This window comes from Streptomyces winkii (assembly GCF_032248595.1).
Lineage (GTDB): Bacteria > Actinomycetota > Actinomycetes > Streptomycetales > Streptomycetaceae > Streptomyces > Streptomyces winkii.
Genome location: NZ_JASTTH010000003.1, coordinates 91128 through 106935 on the forward strand (window position 1 = coordinate 91128; position 15808 = coordinate 106935).

At 70.1% G+C, this 15808-nt stretch carries 14 protein-coding genes; 7 read left to right on the top strand and 7 right to left on the bottom strand.

Going from position 1 to position 15808, the window contains the following annotated elements:
- Positions 1-137: 137 nt before the first annotated feature.
- The 5 genes from QQM67_RS08825 to QQM67_RS08845 all read left to right on the top strand — a co-directional run bounded on the left by QQM67_RS08825 (position 138) and on the right by QQM67_RS08845 (position 5180).
- A complete protein-coding gene (locus tag QQM67_RS08825; protein ID WP_314173109.1) occupies positions 138-944 on the top strand; it encodes an SDR family NAD(P)-dependent oxidoreductase in 807 nt (268 codons plus the stop codon).
- Entirely contained in the window at positions 941-2605 is a 1665-nt protein-coding gene (locus QQM67_RS08830; protein WP_314173110.1) for an AMP-binding protein, read from the top strand. Before QQM67_RS08825 ends, QQM67_RS08830 begins: the two co-directional genes overlap by 4 nt.
- 181 nt (positions 2606-2786) lie before the next feature.
- Complete coding sequence (locus QQM67_RS08835) at positions 2787-3332, top strand: TetR/AcrR family transcriptional regulator (RefSeq protein WP_314173741.1); 546 nt, start codon at positions 2787-2789, stop codon at positions 3330-3332.
- A 226-nt stretch (positions 3333-3558) separates the two neighbouring features.
- Positions 3559-4551 (top strand): NADPH:quinone oxidoreductase family protein, encoded by a 993-nt coding sequence (locus QQM67_RS08840; protein ID WP_314173111.1) that lies wholly within the window; start codon positions 3559-3561, stop codon positions 4549-4551.
- A 134-nt stretch (positions 4552-4685) separates the two neighbouring features.
- Positions 4686-5180: a GNAT family N-acetyltransferase gene (locus QQM67_RS08845; protein ID WP_314173112.1), complete on the top strand. Its 495-nt coding sequence runs from the start codon at positions 4686-4688 to the stop codon at positions 5178-5180.
- A gap of 47 nt (positions 5181-5227) precedes the next feature.
- On the opposite strand, the gene QQM67_RS08850 is transcribed toward QQM67_RS08845, so the two are convergent.
- From QQM67_RS08850 to QQM67_RS08860, 3 genes are all read right to left on the bottom strand, one after another.
- Positions 5228-5392, bottom strand: coding sequence for a hypothetical protein (locus QQM67_RS08850; protein WP_314173113.1), 165 nt, complete (start codon positions 5390-5392; stop codon positions 5228-5230).
- A 386-nt stretch (positions 5393-5778) separates the two neighbouring features.
- Positions 5779-5994 (bottom strand): hypothetical protein, encoded by a 216-nt coding sequence (locus QQM67_RS08855; RefSeq protein WP_314173114.1) that lies wholly within the window; start codon positions 5992-5994, stop codon positions 5779-5781.
- 238 nt (positions 5995-6232) lie between these two features.
- Positions 6233-6664: a DUF2000 domain-containing protein gene (locus tag QQM67_RS08860; RefSeq protein ID WP_314173115.1), complete on the bottom strand. Its 432-nt coding sequence runs from the start codon at positions 6662-6664 to the stop codon at positions 6233-6235.
- Positions 6665-6713: 49 nt separating this feature from the next.
- Here QQM67_RS08860 and QQM67_RS08865 point away from each other — a divergent pair, with 49 nt between their 5' ends.
- Positions 6714-7505: a helix-turn-helix transcriptional regulator gene (locus tag QQM67_RS08865; RefSeq protein WP_314173116.1), complete on the top strand. Its 792-nt coding sequence runs from the start codon at positions 6714-6716 to the stop codon at positions 7503-7505.
- Between the two features lie 10 nt (positions 7506-7515).
- On the opposite strand, the gene QQM67_RS08870 is transcribed toward QQM67_RS08865, so the two are convergent.
- Both QQM67_RS08870 and QQM67_RS08875 read right to left on the bottom strand, forming a co-directional pair.
- Positions 7516-9009: an AMP-binding protein gene (locus tag QQM67_RS08870; RefSeq protein ID WP_314173117.1), complete on the bottom strand. Its 1494-nt coding sequence runs from the start codon at positions 9007-9009 to the stop codon at positions 7516-7518.
- 43 nt (positions 9010-9052) lie between these two features.
- Positions 9053-10438 carry an MFS transporter gene (locus QQM67_RS08875; protein WP_314173118.1) on the bottom strand — a complete coding sequence of 462 codons (1386 nt, stop codon included), beginning with the start codon at positions 10436-10438 and terminating at the stop codon, positions 9053-9055.
- Between the two features lie 247 nt (positions 10439-10685).
- Here QQM67_RS08875 and QQM67_RS08880 point away from each other — a divergent pair, with 247 nt between their 5' ends.
- The gene (locus tag QQM67_RS08880; RefSeq protein ID WP_314173119.1) at positions 10686-12599 is read left to right on the top strand and encodes a helix-turn-helix domain-containing protein; all 1914 of its coding nucleotides are present in this window, start codon (positions 10686-10688) and stop codon (positions 12597-12599) included.
- Between the two features lie 36 nt (positions 12600-12635).
- On the opposite strand, the gene QQM67_RS08885 is transcribed toward QQM67_RS08880, so the two are convergent.
- Positions 12636-13724 (bottom strand): class I SAM-dependent methyltransferase, encoded by a 1089-nt coding sequence (locus QQM67_RS08885; protein ID WP_314173120.1) that lies wholly within the window; start codon positions 13722-13724, stop codon positions 12636-12638.
- Positions 13725-14577: 853 nt separating this feature from the next.
- Entirely contained in the window at positions 14578-15804 is a 1227-nt protein-coding gene (locus QQM67_RS08890) for an acyl-CoA dehydrogenase family protein (protein WP_314173121.1), read from the bottom strand.
- Between the last annotated feature and the right edge of the window lie 4 nt (positions 15805-15808).

A 15808-nucleotide genomic window follows, 5' to 3' on the forward strand; every position in this document is an offset into this window, starting at 1 on the left:
CTTCCGGCGCTGCCGGCTCCGCCGCGTCCCCTTCTCTCCCGTACGCACGTCCGGACCCCCTCTTCCCTCGCCCATACCGACTGGTTAGTCTGCCGCCGCGGAGAGCCGAAGCGAGAGTGCGAAGGGGAGTTGCGGCGATGGAGTCCTTGCGCGACAGCACCGTGGTGGTCACCGGCGGAGGCGGGGGTATCGGGGCGGCTCTGGCCCGCCGGTTCGCCGCCGAGGGCGCCAGGGTCGCCGTCAACGATCTCGACGCCGCCAAGGCCCGGTCCGTCGCCGAGGAGATCGGCGCCATCGCGGTGCCCGGCGACGCGTCGTCCATCGTGCCCGTAGCCCGCGAGGCGCTCGGCGGCAGGATCGACACCTTCTGCGCCAACGCCGGAGTCGGCACGGCCGGCGGCCCCGAAGCGGCCGAAGAGGCGTGGGAGACCGCCTGGGACGTGAACGTGATGGCGCACGTACGGGCCGCGCGCGAGCTGGTGCCCGGATGGCTGGAGCAGGGGAGCGGCCGGTTCGTCGCGACCGTCTCCGCCGCCGGGCTGCTCACCATGCTCGGCTCGGCGCCCTACAGCGTGACCAAGCACGCCGCTCTGGCCTTCGCGGAGTGGCTGTCGGTGACGTACAAGCACCGCGGAATCGACGTGCACGCCGTGTGTCCGCAGGGCGTGCGCACCGACATGCTGGCCGGCACCGGCGTCGCCGGCGACCTGGTGCTCGCCGAGACGGCCATCGAGCCGGAGGACGTCGCCGACTCGCTCTTCGATGCCATGGCCGAGCGGCGCTTCCTCGTACTGCCGCACCCGGAGACCGCCGGCTTCTACGCGGCCCGCGCGGGCGACCCCGACCACTGGCTCGGCGGGATGAACAAGATGCAGCGCAAGCTCGAAGCGCTTCTGGAGCAGGAGGCACAGGCCGCCAACGGCTCGAAGGAGGCGGCACGTTGACGGTGACGTACGAGGACAAGCCCTGGCTGAAGCAGCTCAGCGAAGCACAGCGCGCCCCCGTCCAGCCACCCGAGACGATCCTGCACGCCTTCCGCGAGGCGGTGCGCACCGTCCCCGACCGCACGGCCCTCGCCTACTTCGACGGCCGCATCAGCTACCGCGACGCCGACACCCTCTCCGACGGCATAGCCGCGCACCTCGCCGCGCGCGGCCTCGAACGCGGCGACCGGCTCGCGCTGATGCTCCAGAACAGCCCGCACTTCGTGCTCGCGCTGTTCGGCGCGTGGAAGGCGGGAGCGGTGGTCGTCCCCGTCAACCCCATGTACAAGGCCCGCGAGGTCGCACACGTACTCCACGACGCAGAGGTGACGGCGCTGGTGTGCGACGAGCGGGCCTGGGAGCCGTATCTGCGGGCGACGGCCGCCGATTCGCCCGTACGCATCTCACTGACCGCCTGCGAACTCGACCTCCAGTCGCGCGACGACGAGCGGGTGCTGGGCTTCGAGCGCGCCGCGCCGGCCGAGGACGCCGACGACCTGCTCACCGTCGCGCGTGCGGGCGGAACGGCCCCGCAGGGACGCGAGTTGACCGGCGGCGACATCGCGCTCATCAGCTACACCTCGGGCACCAGCGGCGTCCCCAAGGGCGCCATGAACACCCACGCCAACATCGCCTACAACGCCGAGCGTCAGCACACCGGCCTCCAACTGCCCGACGGCTCCTGCATCTTCGTCCTCGCGCCGCTGTTCCACATCACCGGCATGGTCTGTGAACTGTCCGCCTGCGTCGCCGGGCGCGGCACCCTCGCCCTCGCCTACCGCTTCGACGCGGGCGTCGTGCTGGACGCGTTCCTGGAGCACCGCCCGGCGTTCACCGTCGGCCCGTCCACCGCCTATATGGCGCTCGCGGCGCATCCGCAGGCCACGCCCGAGCACTTCTCCTCCTTCCACGTCCTCTCCTCGGGCGGGGCGCCGCTGCCGCCCGCGCTCGTCGCGAGGCTGGGGTCGGCCTTCGGGCCGTATCTGCGCAACGGCTACGGGCTCACCGAGTGCACCGCGCCGTGCGCGTCCGTGCCGCCGGGGCGGGAGGCGCCCGTCGACCCGGCCTCGGGCACGCTGGCGGTGGGCGTGCCGGGGCCCGACACCGTGGTGAGCATCGTCGACGACGAGGGCAGGCCGGTGCCGCTGGGCGAGCAGGGCGAGATCACCGTCCGCGGGCCCCAGGTCGTGCCCGGCTACTGGCGCCGGCCCGAGGAGTCGGCCGCGGCGATACCCGACGGCGAACTGCGCACCGGCGACATCGGGTTCATGGACGGCGACGGCTGGCTGTACGTCGTCGACCGCAAGAAGGACATGATCAACGCCTCGGGCTTCAAGGTCTGGCCGCGCGAGGTGGAGGACGTCCTCTACAGTCATCCCGCCGTACGGGAGGCGGCGGTCGTCGGGGTCGGCGACGCCTACCGAGGCGAGTCGGTCAAGGCGTATGTGAGCCTCCGGCCCGGCGCTTCGGCCGGTCCGGAGGAGCTGATCGGCCACTGCAAGGACCGGCTGGCGGCGTACAAGTACCCGCGCGAGATCGAGATCCTGGCAGACCTGCCCAAGACGAGCAGTGGGAAGATCCTGAGGCGGGAACTGCGTTCTCGCCGTGACAGCGGCAAATGACGAAGCGGCGGCGGCCGGCGCGGTGTACGCGGTGAGCGGGCGCACGAAGAGAGGCAGGTGAGGGCGTATGGCCACATCTGGAACGGCGGCCCGCACCGGCGCCGGCGAGAACAGCGGTGCCGGCGGCTCGGCTCCGGACACGGCTCCGGGCACCGCTCCGGCTCCCGTGCCCCAGCGGCTGATGGCCGCCGCCACGCGCCTGTTCTCCGAGCACGGCTACGACCGTACGTCCGTGCAGGAGATAGTCGAGGCGGCGGGCGTCACCAAGGGCGCCCTGTACCACTACTTCGGCTCCAAGGACGATCTGCTGCACGAGATCTACGGTCGTCTGCTGCGGCTCCAGCAGGAGCGGCTGGACGGCTACGCGGACGCCCACGAACCCGTCGAGGAGCGGCTGCGCCGCGCCGCCGCCGACGTCGTCGTCACCACCATCGACAACCTCGACGACGCGAGGATCTTCTTCCGCTCCATGCACCAGCTCAGCCCCGAGAAGCAGAAGCAGGTGCGCGCGGAGCGGCGCCTGTACCACGAGCGCTTCCGCGACCTCGTCGCGGAGGGCCAGCGCACCGGCGTCTTCAACCCGGCGACGCCGCCGGACCTGGTCGTGGACTACCACTTCGGTTCGGTCCACCACCTGAGCACCTGGTACCGGCCCGACGGGCGGCTGAAGCCGCAGGAGGTCGCCGACCACCTCGCGGACCTGCTGCTGCGGGCGCTGCGGCCCTGACCGGTGTACGCGGCGGGTACGGGCACGGCACGGGCTCGGAGAAGCGGTGCGGGTCTGCGGGCGGCAACTGTCTTGCGCACCTGCGCGGTTGGGTATGAGCGTGCTCCCGGGGCCGTGCGCGGCGGGGGCCCGGCATCGGAACGCCCGGTGGTGACCGGCGGCTGACGGGCGACAGGCGACGAGTGACGAGCGAAGAGCAGGCAACTACGTTCCGGAGGTAGCACCGGTGAAGGCATGGCGCGTCCACAAGAACGGCGAGCCGCACGACGTGATGCGGCTGGAGGACATCCCCGACCCCGAACCCGGCGAGGGCGAACTGCTCGTACGGGTACGCGCCGCCGCCGTCAACTTCCCCGACGCGCTGCTGTGCCGGGGCGAATACCAGATCAAGCCGCCGTTCCCGTTCACGCCCGGCGTGGAGCTGTGCGGCGAGGTCCTCGCCGTGGGGGAGGGCACCCCGGAGATCGCCGCACCCGAGCCCGGCTCCCGCGTCATCGCCCAACCCGCCCTTCCCATGGGCGGTTTCGCCGAACGTACGCTCGTCAGCGCCGCGACGGCACGCAAGGCGCCGGAGGCCCTGGACGACGCCGAGGCCGCCGCGCTCCACATCGGCTACCAGACGGGCTGGTTCGGACTGCACCGCCGGGCCCGGCTCCAGCCGGGCGAGACGCTGCTCGTCCACGCGGCGGCCGGCGGAGTCGGCAGCGCGGCCGTCCAGCTGGGCAAGGCGGCGGGCGCGCGCGTCATCGGCGTCGTGGGCGGCAAGTCCAAGGCGGAGACGGCACGCGAGCTGGGCTGCGACGTGGTCGTGGACCGCCGCGAGGACGACATCGTGGCGGCCGTGAAGGAGGCCACCGGCGGCCGCGGCGCGGACGTCGTCTACGACCCGGTCGGCGGCGACGCCTACGCCAAGTCCGTCAAGTGCATCGCGTTCGAGGGGCGCATCGTCGTCGTCGGCTTCGCGAGCGGCGCGGTCCCGACGCCCGGCCTCAACCATGCGCTGATCAAGAACTACTCGATCCTCGGCCTCCATTGGGGCCTGTACAACACCAAGGACCCGGCTGCCGTGGAGGCCTGCCACGCGGAGCTGACGGCGCTCGCGGCGGACGGCTCGGTCAAGCCGCTCATCAGCGAACGCCTTCCGCTGGAGGACGGCGCGGACGCGGTCCAGCGCGTCTTCGACGGCACGACGACGGGGCGGGTGGCCGTCCTGCCCTGACCGGAAGCTCCAGGGGGGCCGGGAAGCTGCCTGCGCGAGGCAGCGGCAGCCCGTCATCTGCTGTGGTCTCGGGGCCTGTCCGTCGCGGGCGAAAAACAGGTGGGCTCGACGTACCGCCTGGGTAGAGTCGGGCGGTGCCCGAGCTGAAGCGGCTGCATGCCGGTCATGCCCCGGCGGTCCTGGCCTTCGAGCTGGCGAACCGCGCCTACTTCGCTGCCTCGGTCTCCGACCGCGGCGACGGCTTCTTCGAGCAGTTCGCCGACCGGTACCGGGCCTTGCTGGCCGAGCAGGAGGCCGGCGTCTGCGCCTTCCACGTGCTCGTCGCCGAGGACGGTTCGGTTCTGGGCCGGTTCAACCTGTACGACATCGAGGGCGGCGCTGCCGAACTCGGCTACCGCGTGGCGCAGCACGCCTCCGGCCGTGGCGTGGCGACCGCGAACGTCCGCGAGCTGTGCCGCGTGGCGGCGGCCCGGCACGGGCTGCGGACGCTGCGGGCGGCCACCTCCCACGAGAACGTCGCGTCCCAGAAGGTGCTGACCAAGGCCGGGTTCGTCCCGGTCGGCCCGGCCGCCCCGGACGATCTCGGCGGCAAGCCGGGCACCTGGTACCGGCGCGGCCTCCAGACGTAGACCGCGATCCTGCCGGTGGCCCCGTTACGGGAGGGCCGCGGCCACGGCTAGTTGCTTCCCCGGCGGGCCGAGAGCCAGCGCAGGGAGGCCGCGCCGAGTTCCGTCATCATGCGGACCAGCCGTGGATCCGCCGCCGGGTCCGCCGAGCAGGCCGAGGCCAGGAGGAAGCCCGCCTGTGCGGAAACGAGGACGTCGACCGCTTCCGGTTCCACGCCGCCGAGCAGCGGGGGCGTGCGGCGTAGGGCTCCGGGTCGATTCCGCTGAGCGCGGCGCCGCCCAGCAGCGTCACAACGTCCGCGTGGGCGGGGCCCGTCCACGCGTGCGGCCAGCGACCTCCAGCCGCCCGACCGAGGGGCGGCGCGGGGCACTTCGAGCCGTGACGCGGGCGTGAGCCGTTCCGTCAGATCGGTGACGGCGTCGAGTACGCACGCGAGTTCGCCCTCGCGCCACGCCGCCCGCGACCGCGATCTGACGCCGGTGGAAGGCACCCACCGCGGGAGCGGCATCCTTACGCCGTACGGCCGTTGGTGCTGCTGCGGACGGGACAATGCGAGGAGCTGATCCGGGGGAGTCCTCTTCCCCCGGATCAGCGCTTGCATCATGCGGAGGCCGGGGCCAGGCTGAACCGCTGCTTCTCGGGGTCGATCTCGAGGATGCGGACCGAGACGCGGGTGCCTACGGGCCAGGACTCCTGGTAGGCGAGACCGGTGACGCCTTCGTATTCGACGAACGAACCGAACGGCACTTCTCCGGTGACCACGCCTTCGATGACGTCACCGCTCCGGTGACGGTCGAGGAATTCCTGCCAGCTCATGAATTCACCTCCTTCCGCTACGAGTCGGCTGCACATGTCGCTGCGCGCGCTTCTCGTAACGGGGGCGGGCCTCGCGCCCGCGCGGTGATCAAACGCCGGCCGGGCGTCCGTTCTGTGTGCGGCCCCTGGCCGACCCGGCAGTCATGTGAACGACCTTACGAGCCGTTACGTGATTGCGGGTAGGGGGAGAGCATGCTCGTGGCCGGGACGGCATCGAATGCTTGGCTTCCGCCGATGTTCAGGGATGCATGCGGGTGCCCTTGAGCACCTTGTCCACCGCGTTGCGTGGCCCGTAGACGGCGAGGCCCACGAGATCCAGCTGATCCCTCGGCACGGCCTGCACGGCCGCACGATTGTCCTGGTCGTTGCCGGTGGTGAAGAGATCCGCCGTGAAGACCGCCCGCGGGAGCGAGCGTGACAGGGCACGGCTGTGCGCGGCGGTCAGCGACTCCTTCGTGCCCTGGAAGACAAGGACAGGCTGGCGGAACATCGGCAGGTATCCGGTGCCGTCGGCGTCGGCGTACGGTTCGCCGATCACCTCGGCGACCTCCGAGCCGAGACCACTGACCAGGAACGCGGTCACGTTCAGCCGCTGCCATGATTCGAGGTCCTCGCGCAGCAGGACGGCGATCTTGGTGTCGAAACGTACGGGCGTGTTCTCACTCGTCATACCCCGAGACTGCAGACCGCCCGACCGCACCGTCTTGTACGTTCTTTGCATGGTGGGCAAGCAGGAGATCTCAGCATGGCGTCCGCAGGTGGCGGGCGTGGTGGAGGTCTTCCATGCCCACTTCACCGAGCACGCGTACCCCATGCACGTCCACGACGCATGGACCCTCCTGATCGTCGACGACGGCGCGGTCCGCTACGAGTTGAACCGCCACGAGCACGGCACGCCGGACGACACGGTGTCTCTTCTCCCGCCGCAGGTACCGCACAACGGCTCACCCGCCACGCCTCAGGGCTTCCGTAAGCGGGTGCTCTACCTGGACACGACCCAGCTGGACGAGAGCTTCATCGGACCGGCAGCGGACCGTCCGGACCTTGTCGATCCCGTGCTGCGGCGACGCGTCGGACAGCTGCACACAGTCCTCGCGCACCGGGGCGACGAACTGGAGGCGGACAGCCGCCTCGCTCTGATCGGTGAACGGCTCCGCGGCCACCTGCGACCCCGGCAGGCCCTCCACCCGCGGCAGCCGGACCGCGACGTGGCACGGAGTCTGCGGGAACTCCTCGACGAACGGCTGCTACAGGGGATGGCTCTGGAGGAGGCCGCGAAGCTGGTGCACGCCCACCCCGCCCATCTGGTACGTGCGTTCAGGGCGGCATTCGGCATCGCCCCGCACCAGTACCTGATGGCTCGCCGGGTGGACCGTGCGCGGCGGCTGCTTCTCGACGGGCAGCCACCCGCTGAAGTGGCGCCCGCGGTCGGCTTCTACGACCAGTCGCATCTGAGCCGGCACTTCAAACGTTTCCTGGGCGTCACCCCAGGACGTTACGCCCGCACCTGACGCCGGCCGGTCAGCGGTCCGCCGCGACGTCGGCCAGGCGCTCGGCTCGCAGTGCGGAACGCCTCAGCTTGCCTGCCGCGCTGCGCAGCGGAGCGTCGACGAACTCGATCGACCTGGGCCGCTTGTGGGGCGAAAGCCTGGTGGCGAGGAAGGAGCCGATCTCCTCGGCCGTGGTCGTGCGCCCCTGCTCGATCTGGACGATGGCGTGGATCCGGTTCCCGCGGTCGGCGTCCGGCAGCCCGATGACCGCGCTGGACAGGACGTCAGGGTGCTCGGCGAGTGCGCCCTCGATCTCGGCGGGATAGACGTTGACGCCGCCGACCAGCAGCATGTCCGAGCGGCGGTCGCGAAGGTAGAGATAACCGTCCGCGTCGAACTCACCGATGTCACCGAGGGTCGACCACCCGTCGATCTCCTTCTTCTCGGCACCGATGTAGCGGAAGGTCGGCGGGTTGCCCGGAACGACCCGCATGAAGACCTCACCGGGGATCCCCGGCTCGGTGACCGGCGTGCCGTCGAGTGCCACGATCTTGATCTCACCCCAGGTCACGCGGCCCACCGAGCCGCGATGCCGGAGCCATTCCGTGCCCGAGACGGTGCACCCCGCCTGGGCCTCGGTTCCGGCGTAGAGCTCCCAGATCTTCTCCGCTCCCAGCCAGTCGATCCACGCCTGCTTGATCGCGGGCGGGCACGGTTCCGCGCAGTGCCACACCGAGATCAGCGAGGAGAGGTCGTAGCGTTCGCGGGTCTGCTCGGGCAGCGCCAGGATGCGTCGCATCATGGTCGGCACCAAGTACACCCAGGTGATCGCGTGCCGATCCACCTCGGCCAGCACCCGCTCGGCGTCGAACCTGCCAAGGAGCGTGACGGTGCCGCCGTTGAACAGGGTCGTCATGGCCGTCGAGAAGGGCGCGTTGTGGTGGACCGGCGCCGTGATGAGTGCCTGCTCACCGCTCCTCAGCCCCCAGGCCTCCGTATCGAAGGCGTTGAACGTTCCCGGCGAACCGGAGAGGATGATCTTCGGCCTGCCGGTGGATCCTCCCGAGGTCGGCGCCTTCCACGACGGGCCGATCTCCGTCGCGAAGTTCCCGTCCCCGCCGCCGAGTCGGCGCAAGCTCGCGACGGTGGTGGACCGGAACCGGCCGTCGCCCAGGACCACTCCGTCCTCGAGGCCGACGACGGCCGCAGGATCGGACAGCTCCAGGATCGCCTGCTCCTCGGCGGGCGCGAGCCCGGTCGAGAGCGGCTGCGGGACGGCGCCGATCTTGAGACAGGCGAAGGCCGCCACCACGACGTCCGGGCCGTTCGGCAGCATCAGGGCGACGATGCGTCCCCGTTCGACACCGGACAGCTTCAGACCGAGCGCGACGGAATTGCTCGCCCGGCACAGCTGTCCCCAGGTCAGCTCCTCGTCGTCCGCGCGCACCGCGACGGCGTCCGGACGCTCCGCCGCATGGGCCTCGGGGATGTCACCGAGCGGGAACCCGACTCCGGGAGTGAACATGTGCGATTCCTCATCGTCGTTCATCGAATGGGGGGCCAACTGGTCAGTGGTAGAGGTGCGTTCCGGGGAGCGCGTCGGGGTCCCGGCGCACCTCCGCCGGGTTCGTCTCGGGCAGGAACCAGGCGCTGGCGAAGGTGACGAGGCCCATGAGGGCGATGTAGGCCGCGACCAGAGTCGTCGTCCCCGTCTTCGCGATCACGGCGGTCATGAGGATCGGTGTGCCGCCGCTGATGACGATGGCCGAGAGCTGGTAGGCGAGGGAGGCGCCGGAGTATCGGACGTTCGGCGCAAAGAGCTCACCGAGGAAGGCGGCCGCCGGGCCGTACGTCAGTCCCTGGAAGAGGAAACCGACGGCCACCGCGATGAAAGTCAGCGGTGCCGCCCTCGTCTCTACCAGCGCGAAGTAGGGGAAGGCCCAGGCCGCCACCCCGAGTCCGCCCACGAGGATCAGGACCCGCCGCCCGAACTTGTCCGACAGGTGTCCCGCAATGGGAAGGACCACCGTCATCAGCGCCGCGCTCAGCAGGGTCACCGTCAGCAGTGCGTTCCGCTCCATGTGGAGCGTGGTCGTGCCGTAGCTGAGCAGGCCGGTGATGCTGACGTAGAAGAGGCTGTTCGTGGCGGAAAGGGTGCCGCAGCCGAGGAGGATGCGGCGCCAGTTCCGGCGTACGGCTTCGCTCAGGGGCGCCCGCACCACGGTCGCCTTCCGTGTCCGCGCCGCCTCGTCCTGCAACTTCCGGAAATCCGGGGTGTCTTCGACCTTCGTCTGTATGTACAGAACCACGGGGAACATCACCGCGCTGAGCAGGAACGGGACGCGCCAGCCCCAGCTCAGGAAAGCATCGCTCGGCACGAGGGTGCTGGCGGCGATGAGAATCAGGTTGGCGATGATGACCGCGACCGGGACGCTCGTCTGGCCGAAGGTGCCGGCGAACCCGCGACGTTTCGGAGCGGCCGACTCCGTGAGGAGGAGCGCGATTCCGCCCCACTGGCCTCCCGCCGCGATCCCCTGGAGGAAACGCAGCACCACCAGCAGAGTCGGAGCGAGTACGCCGGCGGTCGCGGCGCCCGGCAGGCAGCCGATGAGGAAGGTCGCGGCCGTCATTCCGACGAGGCAGACCACGACCGTGGGCTTGCGGCCGTACTTGTCCCCGAAGTGACCCGCGAGAAGCCCGCCGAGAGGCCGTGCCACGAAACCGGCCCAGAACGTGCTGAAGGACAGCAACGTACCCATGAGGGCGGACGAGTGGGGAAAGAAGACGTGCGGAAAGACCAGCGCCGCAGCCATGCCGTACAGGAAGAAGTCGTACCACTCGATCGAGCTGCCGATCAGCCCGGCCGCGAGCAGCTTCCGGGAGGTACGGCGCCCGGGTGCCGGGGAGGGAGCGGGGCCGCTGCCGCGGACGTGCGCCTGCGCGGATGAAGTCATGCGGAATCCCTAGGGGTTGGCGAGAAGGTGGCGGAGGGGGACGTCGGCCGGCCGCCTCTCCGGGTTTCGGCGGCCCACTGCCGGCTCGGGCTGGGCAGCGCGCCAGGCGACTGCGACGTGCATCACGACCGTGAGGCGTGGGGTGAGAGTAGGGCCGCGCAAGTGCCCCTTGAGATGGAGAGGAAATACACTCCTGGCGAATTCAGGGTGTATGGAACTTCCACCATGCTCCGACGTGGGGGTATCGATGGCACGCATGGAATCCGGCACGCAGGGCGCCACCGACAACGACGAACTGGCCTCCTACCGGCTGCGGCGCGAGCGCGAACTCAGCAGCCTGTACGCGACGGCTCGGTCGCTGGCGGCGCTCGGCAAGGTCGATGAGGTCCTTCCATCGATCGTCAGACACGCCCACGAGTTGATCGGCAGCGACTTCGCCTACCTGTCACTCCTGGACGCGGAGGGGAACCTCGCCCTCAGAGCCTCGGCAGGCACCATCTCGCCCGAATTCTCCTCGGCACGCATGCCTCGCGGGGCCGGTCTGGGCGGGCGCGTGATCGAGTCCAAGGCCCCGTTCTGGGTCAGCAACTACGGTGAGGCCCGCGCCCTCAGACACGACCCCGCCTTCGACCTGCTCGTGGCCGGCGAGGGGCTCATGGCCCTGCTCGGCGTTCCGCTCTTGGTGGGCGAGCGGGCGGTCGGAGTCCTCTTCGCCGCTGACCGCACCGAACGACCCTTCGAGAATGATGAAGTGGCCCTCTTCAGCGCCTTCGCCGACCACGCCGCGATCGCCCTCAACAACGCGCGGCTCTACGAGGAGAGCCGTGTATCGGTGCAGCGACTTCAGGAGGCGTATCGCACGATCGAAGACCAGGTCACCACGATGGAGCGGGCCACGGCTGTTCACGAGGCACTCACTCATGTGGTGCTGACCGGTGGCGGACCCGGAGATCTCGCACAGGTTCTGGTCGAGCACCTCCAGGGCATGGTGACCGTCCTGGACCGGGACGACAGAGTCGTCGCAAGCCGCTCCTCCGGAGGAGAGACCGCGGACACCGGCCGGGAACCGGCTCCGGAACTGCTCGAGGCCGCGCGAAGGACCGGGCGTTGCGCGACCGCGGAGGGTGACGACGGGGCTGTCCACAGCGTGGCGGTCATCCGGGCCGGTGGCAGCCATCTCGGTTCGCTCTCGCTGACGCGCCGTGCTGCGCCGGAGCCCCCGGACATCCGCATGCTCGAGCGTTCGGCCCAGATCATGGGCCTGTTGATCCTCATGCGTGACGCCCGCGTCGAGGCGGAGGAGCGGGTCTGCGGCGAGCTGGTCATGGAACTGCTGTCACGTCCATCCGTCCACCCTGCTCCGCGCGACAGGGCACTCGCGCGCGGGGTCGACGTCGACCACCTCGACGTCCTCGTCGTGGCCGACTGCCCCGGGAAGTCCACGAGCGACGTCGTCCGTCAGCTCAACGCCGTCTCGCCGGAGTGGTCGGGACTGGCGGGCGAGTATCTCGGCCGGGCAACGATGCTGCTGCGCGCCGACGATGTGCAGGAGGCGGCAAGCGCCCTTCACCACCGGCTGCGCCGCACGCTCGGTGCGCCGGCGCTCGTGGTCGCCGATCGCGTCACGGGGCAGGAACGGTCACGCTCGTTCACCCTGGCGCAGCGCTGCCTCGACGTGATGCGCTCTCTGGGCGAGACCGACCGTGGCTCGACCACACAGCAGTACGCGATGTACGCGCTCGTCTTCGACCCTGAACGCGCCCATGACCTCGACCGGTTCCTCACCGAGGCCCTCGGCCCGCTTCTGGCGTACGACCGGCGACGCTCGACCGACCTCGTCACGACGACCGCCGCCTACTTCGCCCACTCGGGGAACCTGAGCCGGACCGCCCGCTTCCTGCACGTTCACATGAACACCCTGCTGAAGCGCTTGGACCGGATCGGGGCCCTGCTCGGCGAGGACTGGCGCTCGCCGGACTGCGCACTGCGCCTCCACCTGGCGGTCCGTCTCCATGAATTGCGGGGCGCGCTCGAAGGGAACAACTCCGGCGCCCTGAGTGATGAGTCGGGACGTGCACGGGAACACAGGACCGCGCCCGCGGGGAGCCCACGGTCCGCTCCGGTCCCGTCCCCTCGGCAGGGACGGGACCGGCGCGCATGACCGGTGTGCCGGGGACCGGCCGCCGGCCGCGCCGTCTCAGGTGAGCCGGTGGACGGGGCGGCCGTCCCCCCAGCGCTGGATCGCTTCCTCGTCGGCGAAGGCCAGCGCCCGCATCATGTTGCCGCCGTCGCTGCTGTCGACAGAGCGTCGCAGCCGGCGGCTGTGCGCGTCGCTCAGCCTCGTCGTGCCGGCCTCGATCGTGTCGCCGTAGAACGGCTCGAAGGCGACACCCGCGAACCCGGTGTGACGCAGCAGCATGGGCAGCGTCTCCCGTGAGTAGAACATCAGATGGTTGCGGGTGAACCCGTTCCACTCGGACTGGTAGGCCTTGAGCAGCAGCGACTGCGCGTTGACGGTGAGGATCATCAGCACCCCGCCGGGCCCGAGGAGGCTGCGGAAGGTGGTGAAGTCGTCGAGCGGGCGCGGGAGATGGGCCAGAACGGACCACAGCGTGATCACGTCGAACCCGCCCGCGGCGATCTCGGGCAGGTCCTCGGGCGCGCCGAAGTGAGCCGTCGCGGTGGTCAGCCGCTCGTTGGCCTCCTGCACGGAGTCCGGTGAGAGGTCCACGCCGCAGGCGTCGAAACCGCGCTGCTCGGCGAGCTCCAGGAAGTAGCCGGCTCCGCAGCCGAAGTCGAGCAGCCGCCGGTTGTCGCCCGAGGCGAAGACCGGCGTGAACGCGTCCATGGCCTGCCGGTAGCGCCGCTGCCTGTTCTGCGCGTAGTTGCCGGTCAGGAAGGTGCTGTAGTTCTTGGAATACAGATCGCCGAGCCGCTCGGGCAGGATGTTGGGGTTGCGGTAGAGGAATCCGCAGGACGGGCAGCGCACCACGTGGTAGCTCCACGCGACCTTGCCGTTGGCCTTCCTCTTGGTCGGCTCGTAGAGCGGCTGCTGCCGCGACTCGCCGCACATGTGACAGGTGATGAATTCCTCGATGGCGCCAAGCCTGACCCGCGAGCGGTATTGGTCGAGGGATATCACCGGGGACGTGCGCAGCAGCATCCGCCACTGCAACTCCCTGATCGCCCTCTCTCCGGGCCTTACATAGACGCGTTGACCCCACGGGACGCTGTTGTATCGCGTTCCGTATACGGCACGGGCGATGGCACGTGTAGGCGAAGCCATGGTGGCCCCTTTCGGGTCGGCTGTCGGTCGACGCAACCCAAGGTCGCATCGGCCGAATTGGCGCCGTGACCATCCTTCGATAACAGAGAGTCGCCTCGGCCGGTCTCCCGTGTAGCCCTCGATGACGAATCGGGAGGTTGGTTTGCGCTGTAATGCTCGAACTTGCACAGAGGTACGGACCAAGTAAGCTATGTGGCTTGAACGTGCCGGTCTCCTGCCCTTGTGGGCGAGCGGCTCGGCAGGGTCGACTCCCGGGAGGGCGGGGGAAGTTCTCCGAGGTGAGCGGCGTTCCACGGGCGGCAGCCGGGTGCGGTCGGCGCTCCGGGCCGAGCAGCCGAACAGAGTCCGGATCGCGTCGCCGTCGACGGGCGTCGTGATGTGACGCACAGTGTCGGACGGTCATTCCGCTTTTCATTACGAGCGGGTCAAGCCGCCGGGGCGGAACGCCGTGGAGAAACCGGCCGCCGGTGAACTCACAGCAGGTGAAGCGCCGCCGGAATTACGTGATGAAACAGCCGGGACGCGGAGAGTGATGTATCGCGCCTGTGACGGAGGCGAGATCCGGGCGGCGTTTCGGCGGGAATTCCTTTCCTGCTTTTTTGCCGCCTGCCGGGAACCGCCGTGCCGGTTACGGCGTCGGGAACGGCGCTGAATCCGTTCGGTTCCCAGGCATGCCCGATGAGTTCGGCAGCGAGCCGTTCCAACCTCACCGACAGCGCTGCGAGTCGGAGTACGTGGTGATGCTCAAGGGACCCGGCGGGCCCCGCCCGGTCCCGTCCCCCGGGCAGGGCAGGACGGGACCGGGCGGGGCGTCGACCAGGGAGCGGGCGGTCCGGGCCGGACGCCCGGCAGGTCACCCCTCGCCGGAGGCGTGCCGCTTCAACTCGCGCCGTGCCAGGGAGCGTTGGTGGACCTCGTCGGGGCCGTCGGCCAGCTGGAGCGTACGGGCGCCCGCCCACAGCTCCGCCAGCGGGAAGTCCTGGCTGACGCCGCCCGCCCCGTGCAGCTGCACCGCCCGGTCGAGGATGCCGACGACCGCGCGCGGAGTGGCGATCTTGATCGCCTGGATCTCCGTGTGCGCGCCCTTGTTGCCGACGGTGTCCATCAGCCAGGCCGTCTTGAGCACCAGCAGCCGCAGCTGCTCGATCTGCACCCGCGCGTCGGCGATCCACTCGCCCACCTGTCCCTGCTCGGCCAGTGGCCCGCCGAAGGCCGAACGGGCCTGCGCCCGGCGGCACATGAGCTCGACGGCGCGCTCCGCCATGCCGATCAGACGCATGCAGTGGTGGATGCGGCCCGGCCCGAGGCGGGCCTGCGCGATGGCGAAGCCGCCGCCCTCCTCGCCGATGAGGTTGCTCCTGGGCACCCGTACGTCATCGAAGACGATCTCGGCGTGGCCGCCGTGGTAGTGGTCCTGGTAGCCGTAGACCTGCATGGCGCGGCGCACTTCGAGGCCCGGGGTCTCCCGCGGGACCAGGACCATCGACTGCTGACGGCGGCTGTCGGGGGCGTCCGGGTCGGTCTTCCCCATGACGATGAAGATCTTGCAGTCGGGGTGCATCGCGCCGGAGATGTACCACTTGCGGCCTGTGATGACGTAGTCGTCGCCGTCCCGCCTGATGCGCGTCTCGATGTTCGTGGCGTCGGACGAGGCGACGTCCGGCTCGGTCATCGCGAAGCCCGAGCGGATCTCGCCGCTGAGCAGCGGCTCCAGCCACTTCCTGCGCTGCTCGGCGTTGCCGAACTCCGTGAGCACCTCCATGTTCCCGGTGTCCGGCGCGGCGCAGTTGACGACGGTCGGCGCCAAGCGCGGGCTGCGTCCGAGGATTTCGGCGAGGGGCGCGTACTGGAGGTTCGTCAGGCCCGCGCCGTAGGTGCGGTCGGGCAGGAAGAGGTTCCACAGCCCGTGCTTGCGTGCCTTCTTCTTCAGCTCCTCCACGATCGGAGGCGTGAGCCAGGGCGATTCCAGCTCGGCGCGCTGCTCGTCGGCGACCGCCTCCGCCGGATAGACGTGCTCGTCCATGAAGGCCTGGAGCTTCTTGCGCAGCTCTTCCGTACGGGCGTCGAATGCGAAGTCCACTGAC

Excerpts from the sequence above, each read along its gene's own strand:
- QQM67_RS08865 (WP_314173116.1), top strand. The coding sequence starts at position 6,714 with ATGGTGGGCAAGCAGGAGATCTCAGCATGGCGTCCGCAGGTGGCGGGC.
- QQM67_RS08870 (WP_314173117.1), bottom strand. The coding sequence starts at position 9,009 with ATGTTCACTCCCGGAGTCGGGTTCCCGCTCGGTGACATCCCCGAGGCC.
- QQM67_RS08855 (WP_314173114.1), bottom strand. The coding sequence starts at position 5,994 with ATGAGCTGGCAGGAATTCCTCGACCGTCACCGGAGCGGTGACGTCATC.
- QQM67_RS08835 (WP_314173741.1), top strand. The coding sequence starts at position 2,787 with ATGGCCGCCGCCACGCGCCTGTTCTCCGAGCACGGCTACGACCGTACG.
- QQM67_RS08825 (WP_314173109.1), top strand. The coding sequence starts at position 138 with ATGGAGTCCTTGCGCGACAGCACCGTGGTGGTCACCGGCGGAGGCGGG.
- QQM67_RS08880 (WP_314173119.1), top strand. The coding sequence starts at position 10,686 with ATGGCACGCATGGAATCCGGCACGCAGGGCGCCACCGACAACGACGAA.
- QQM67_RS08875 (WP_314173118.1), bottom strand. The coding sequence starts at position 10,438 with ATGACTTCATCCGCGCAGGCGCACGTCCGCGGCAGCGGCCCCGCTCCC.
- QQM67_RS08885 (WP_314173120.1), bottom strand. The coding sequence starts at position 13,724 with ATGGCTTCGCCTACACGTGCCATCGCCCGTGCCGTATACGGAACGCGA.
- QQM67_RS08860 (WP_314173115.1), bottom strand. The coding sequence starts at position 6,664 with ATGACGAGTGAGAACACGCCCGTACGTTTCGACACCAAGATCGCCGTC.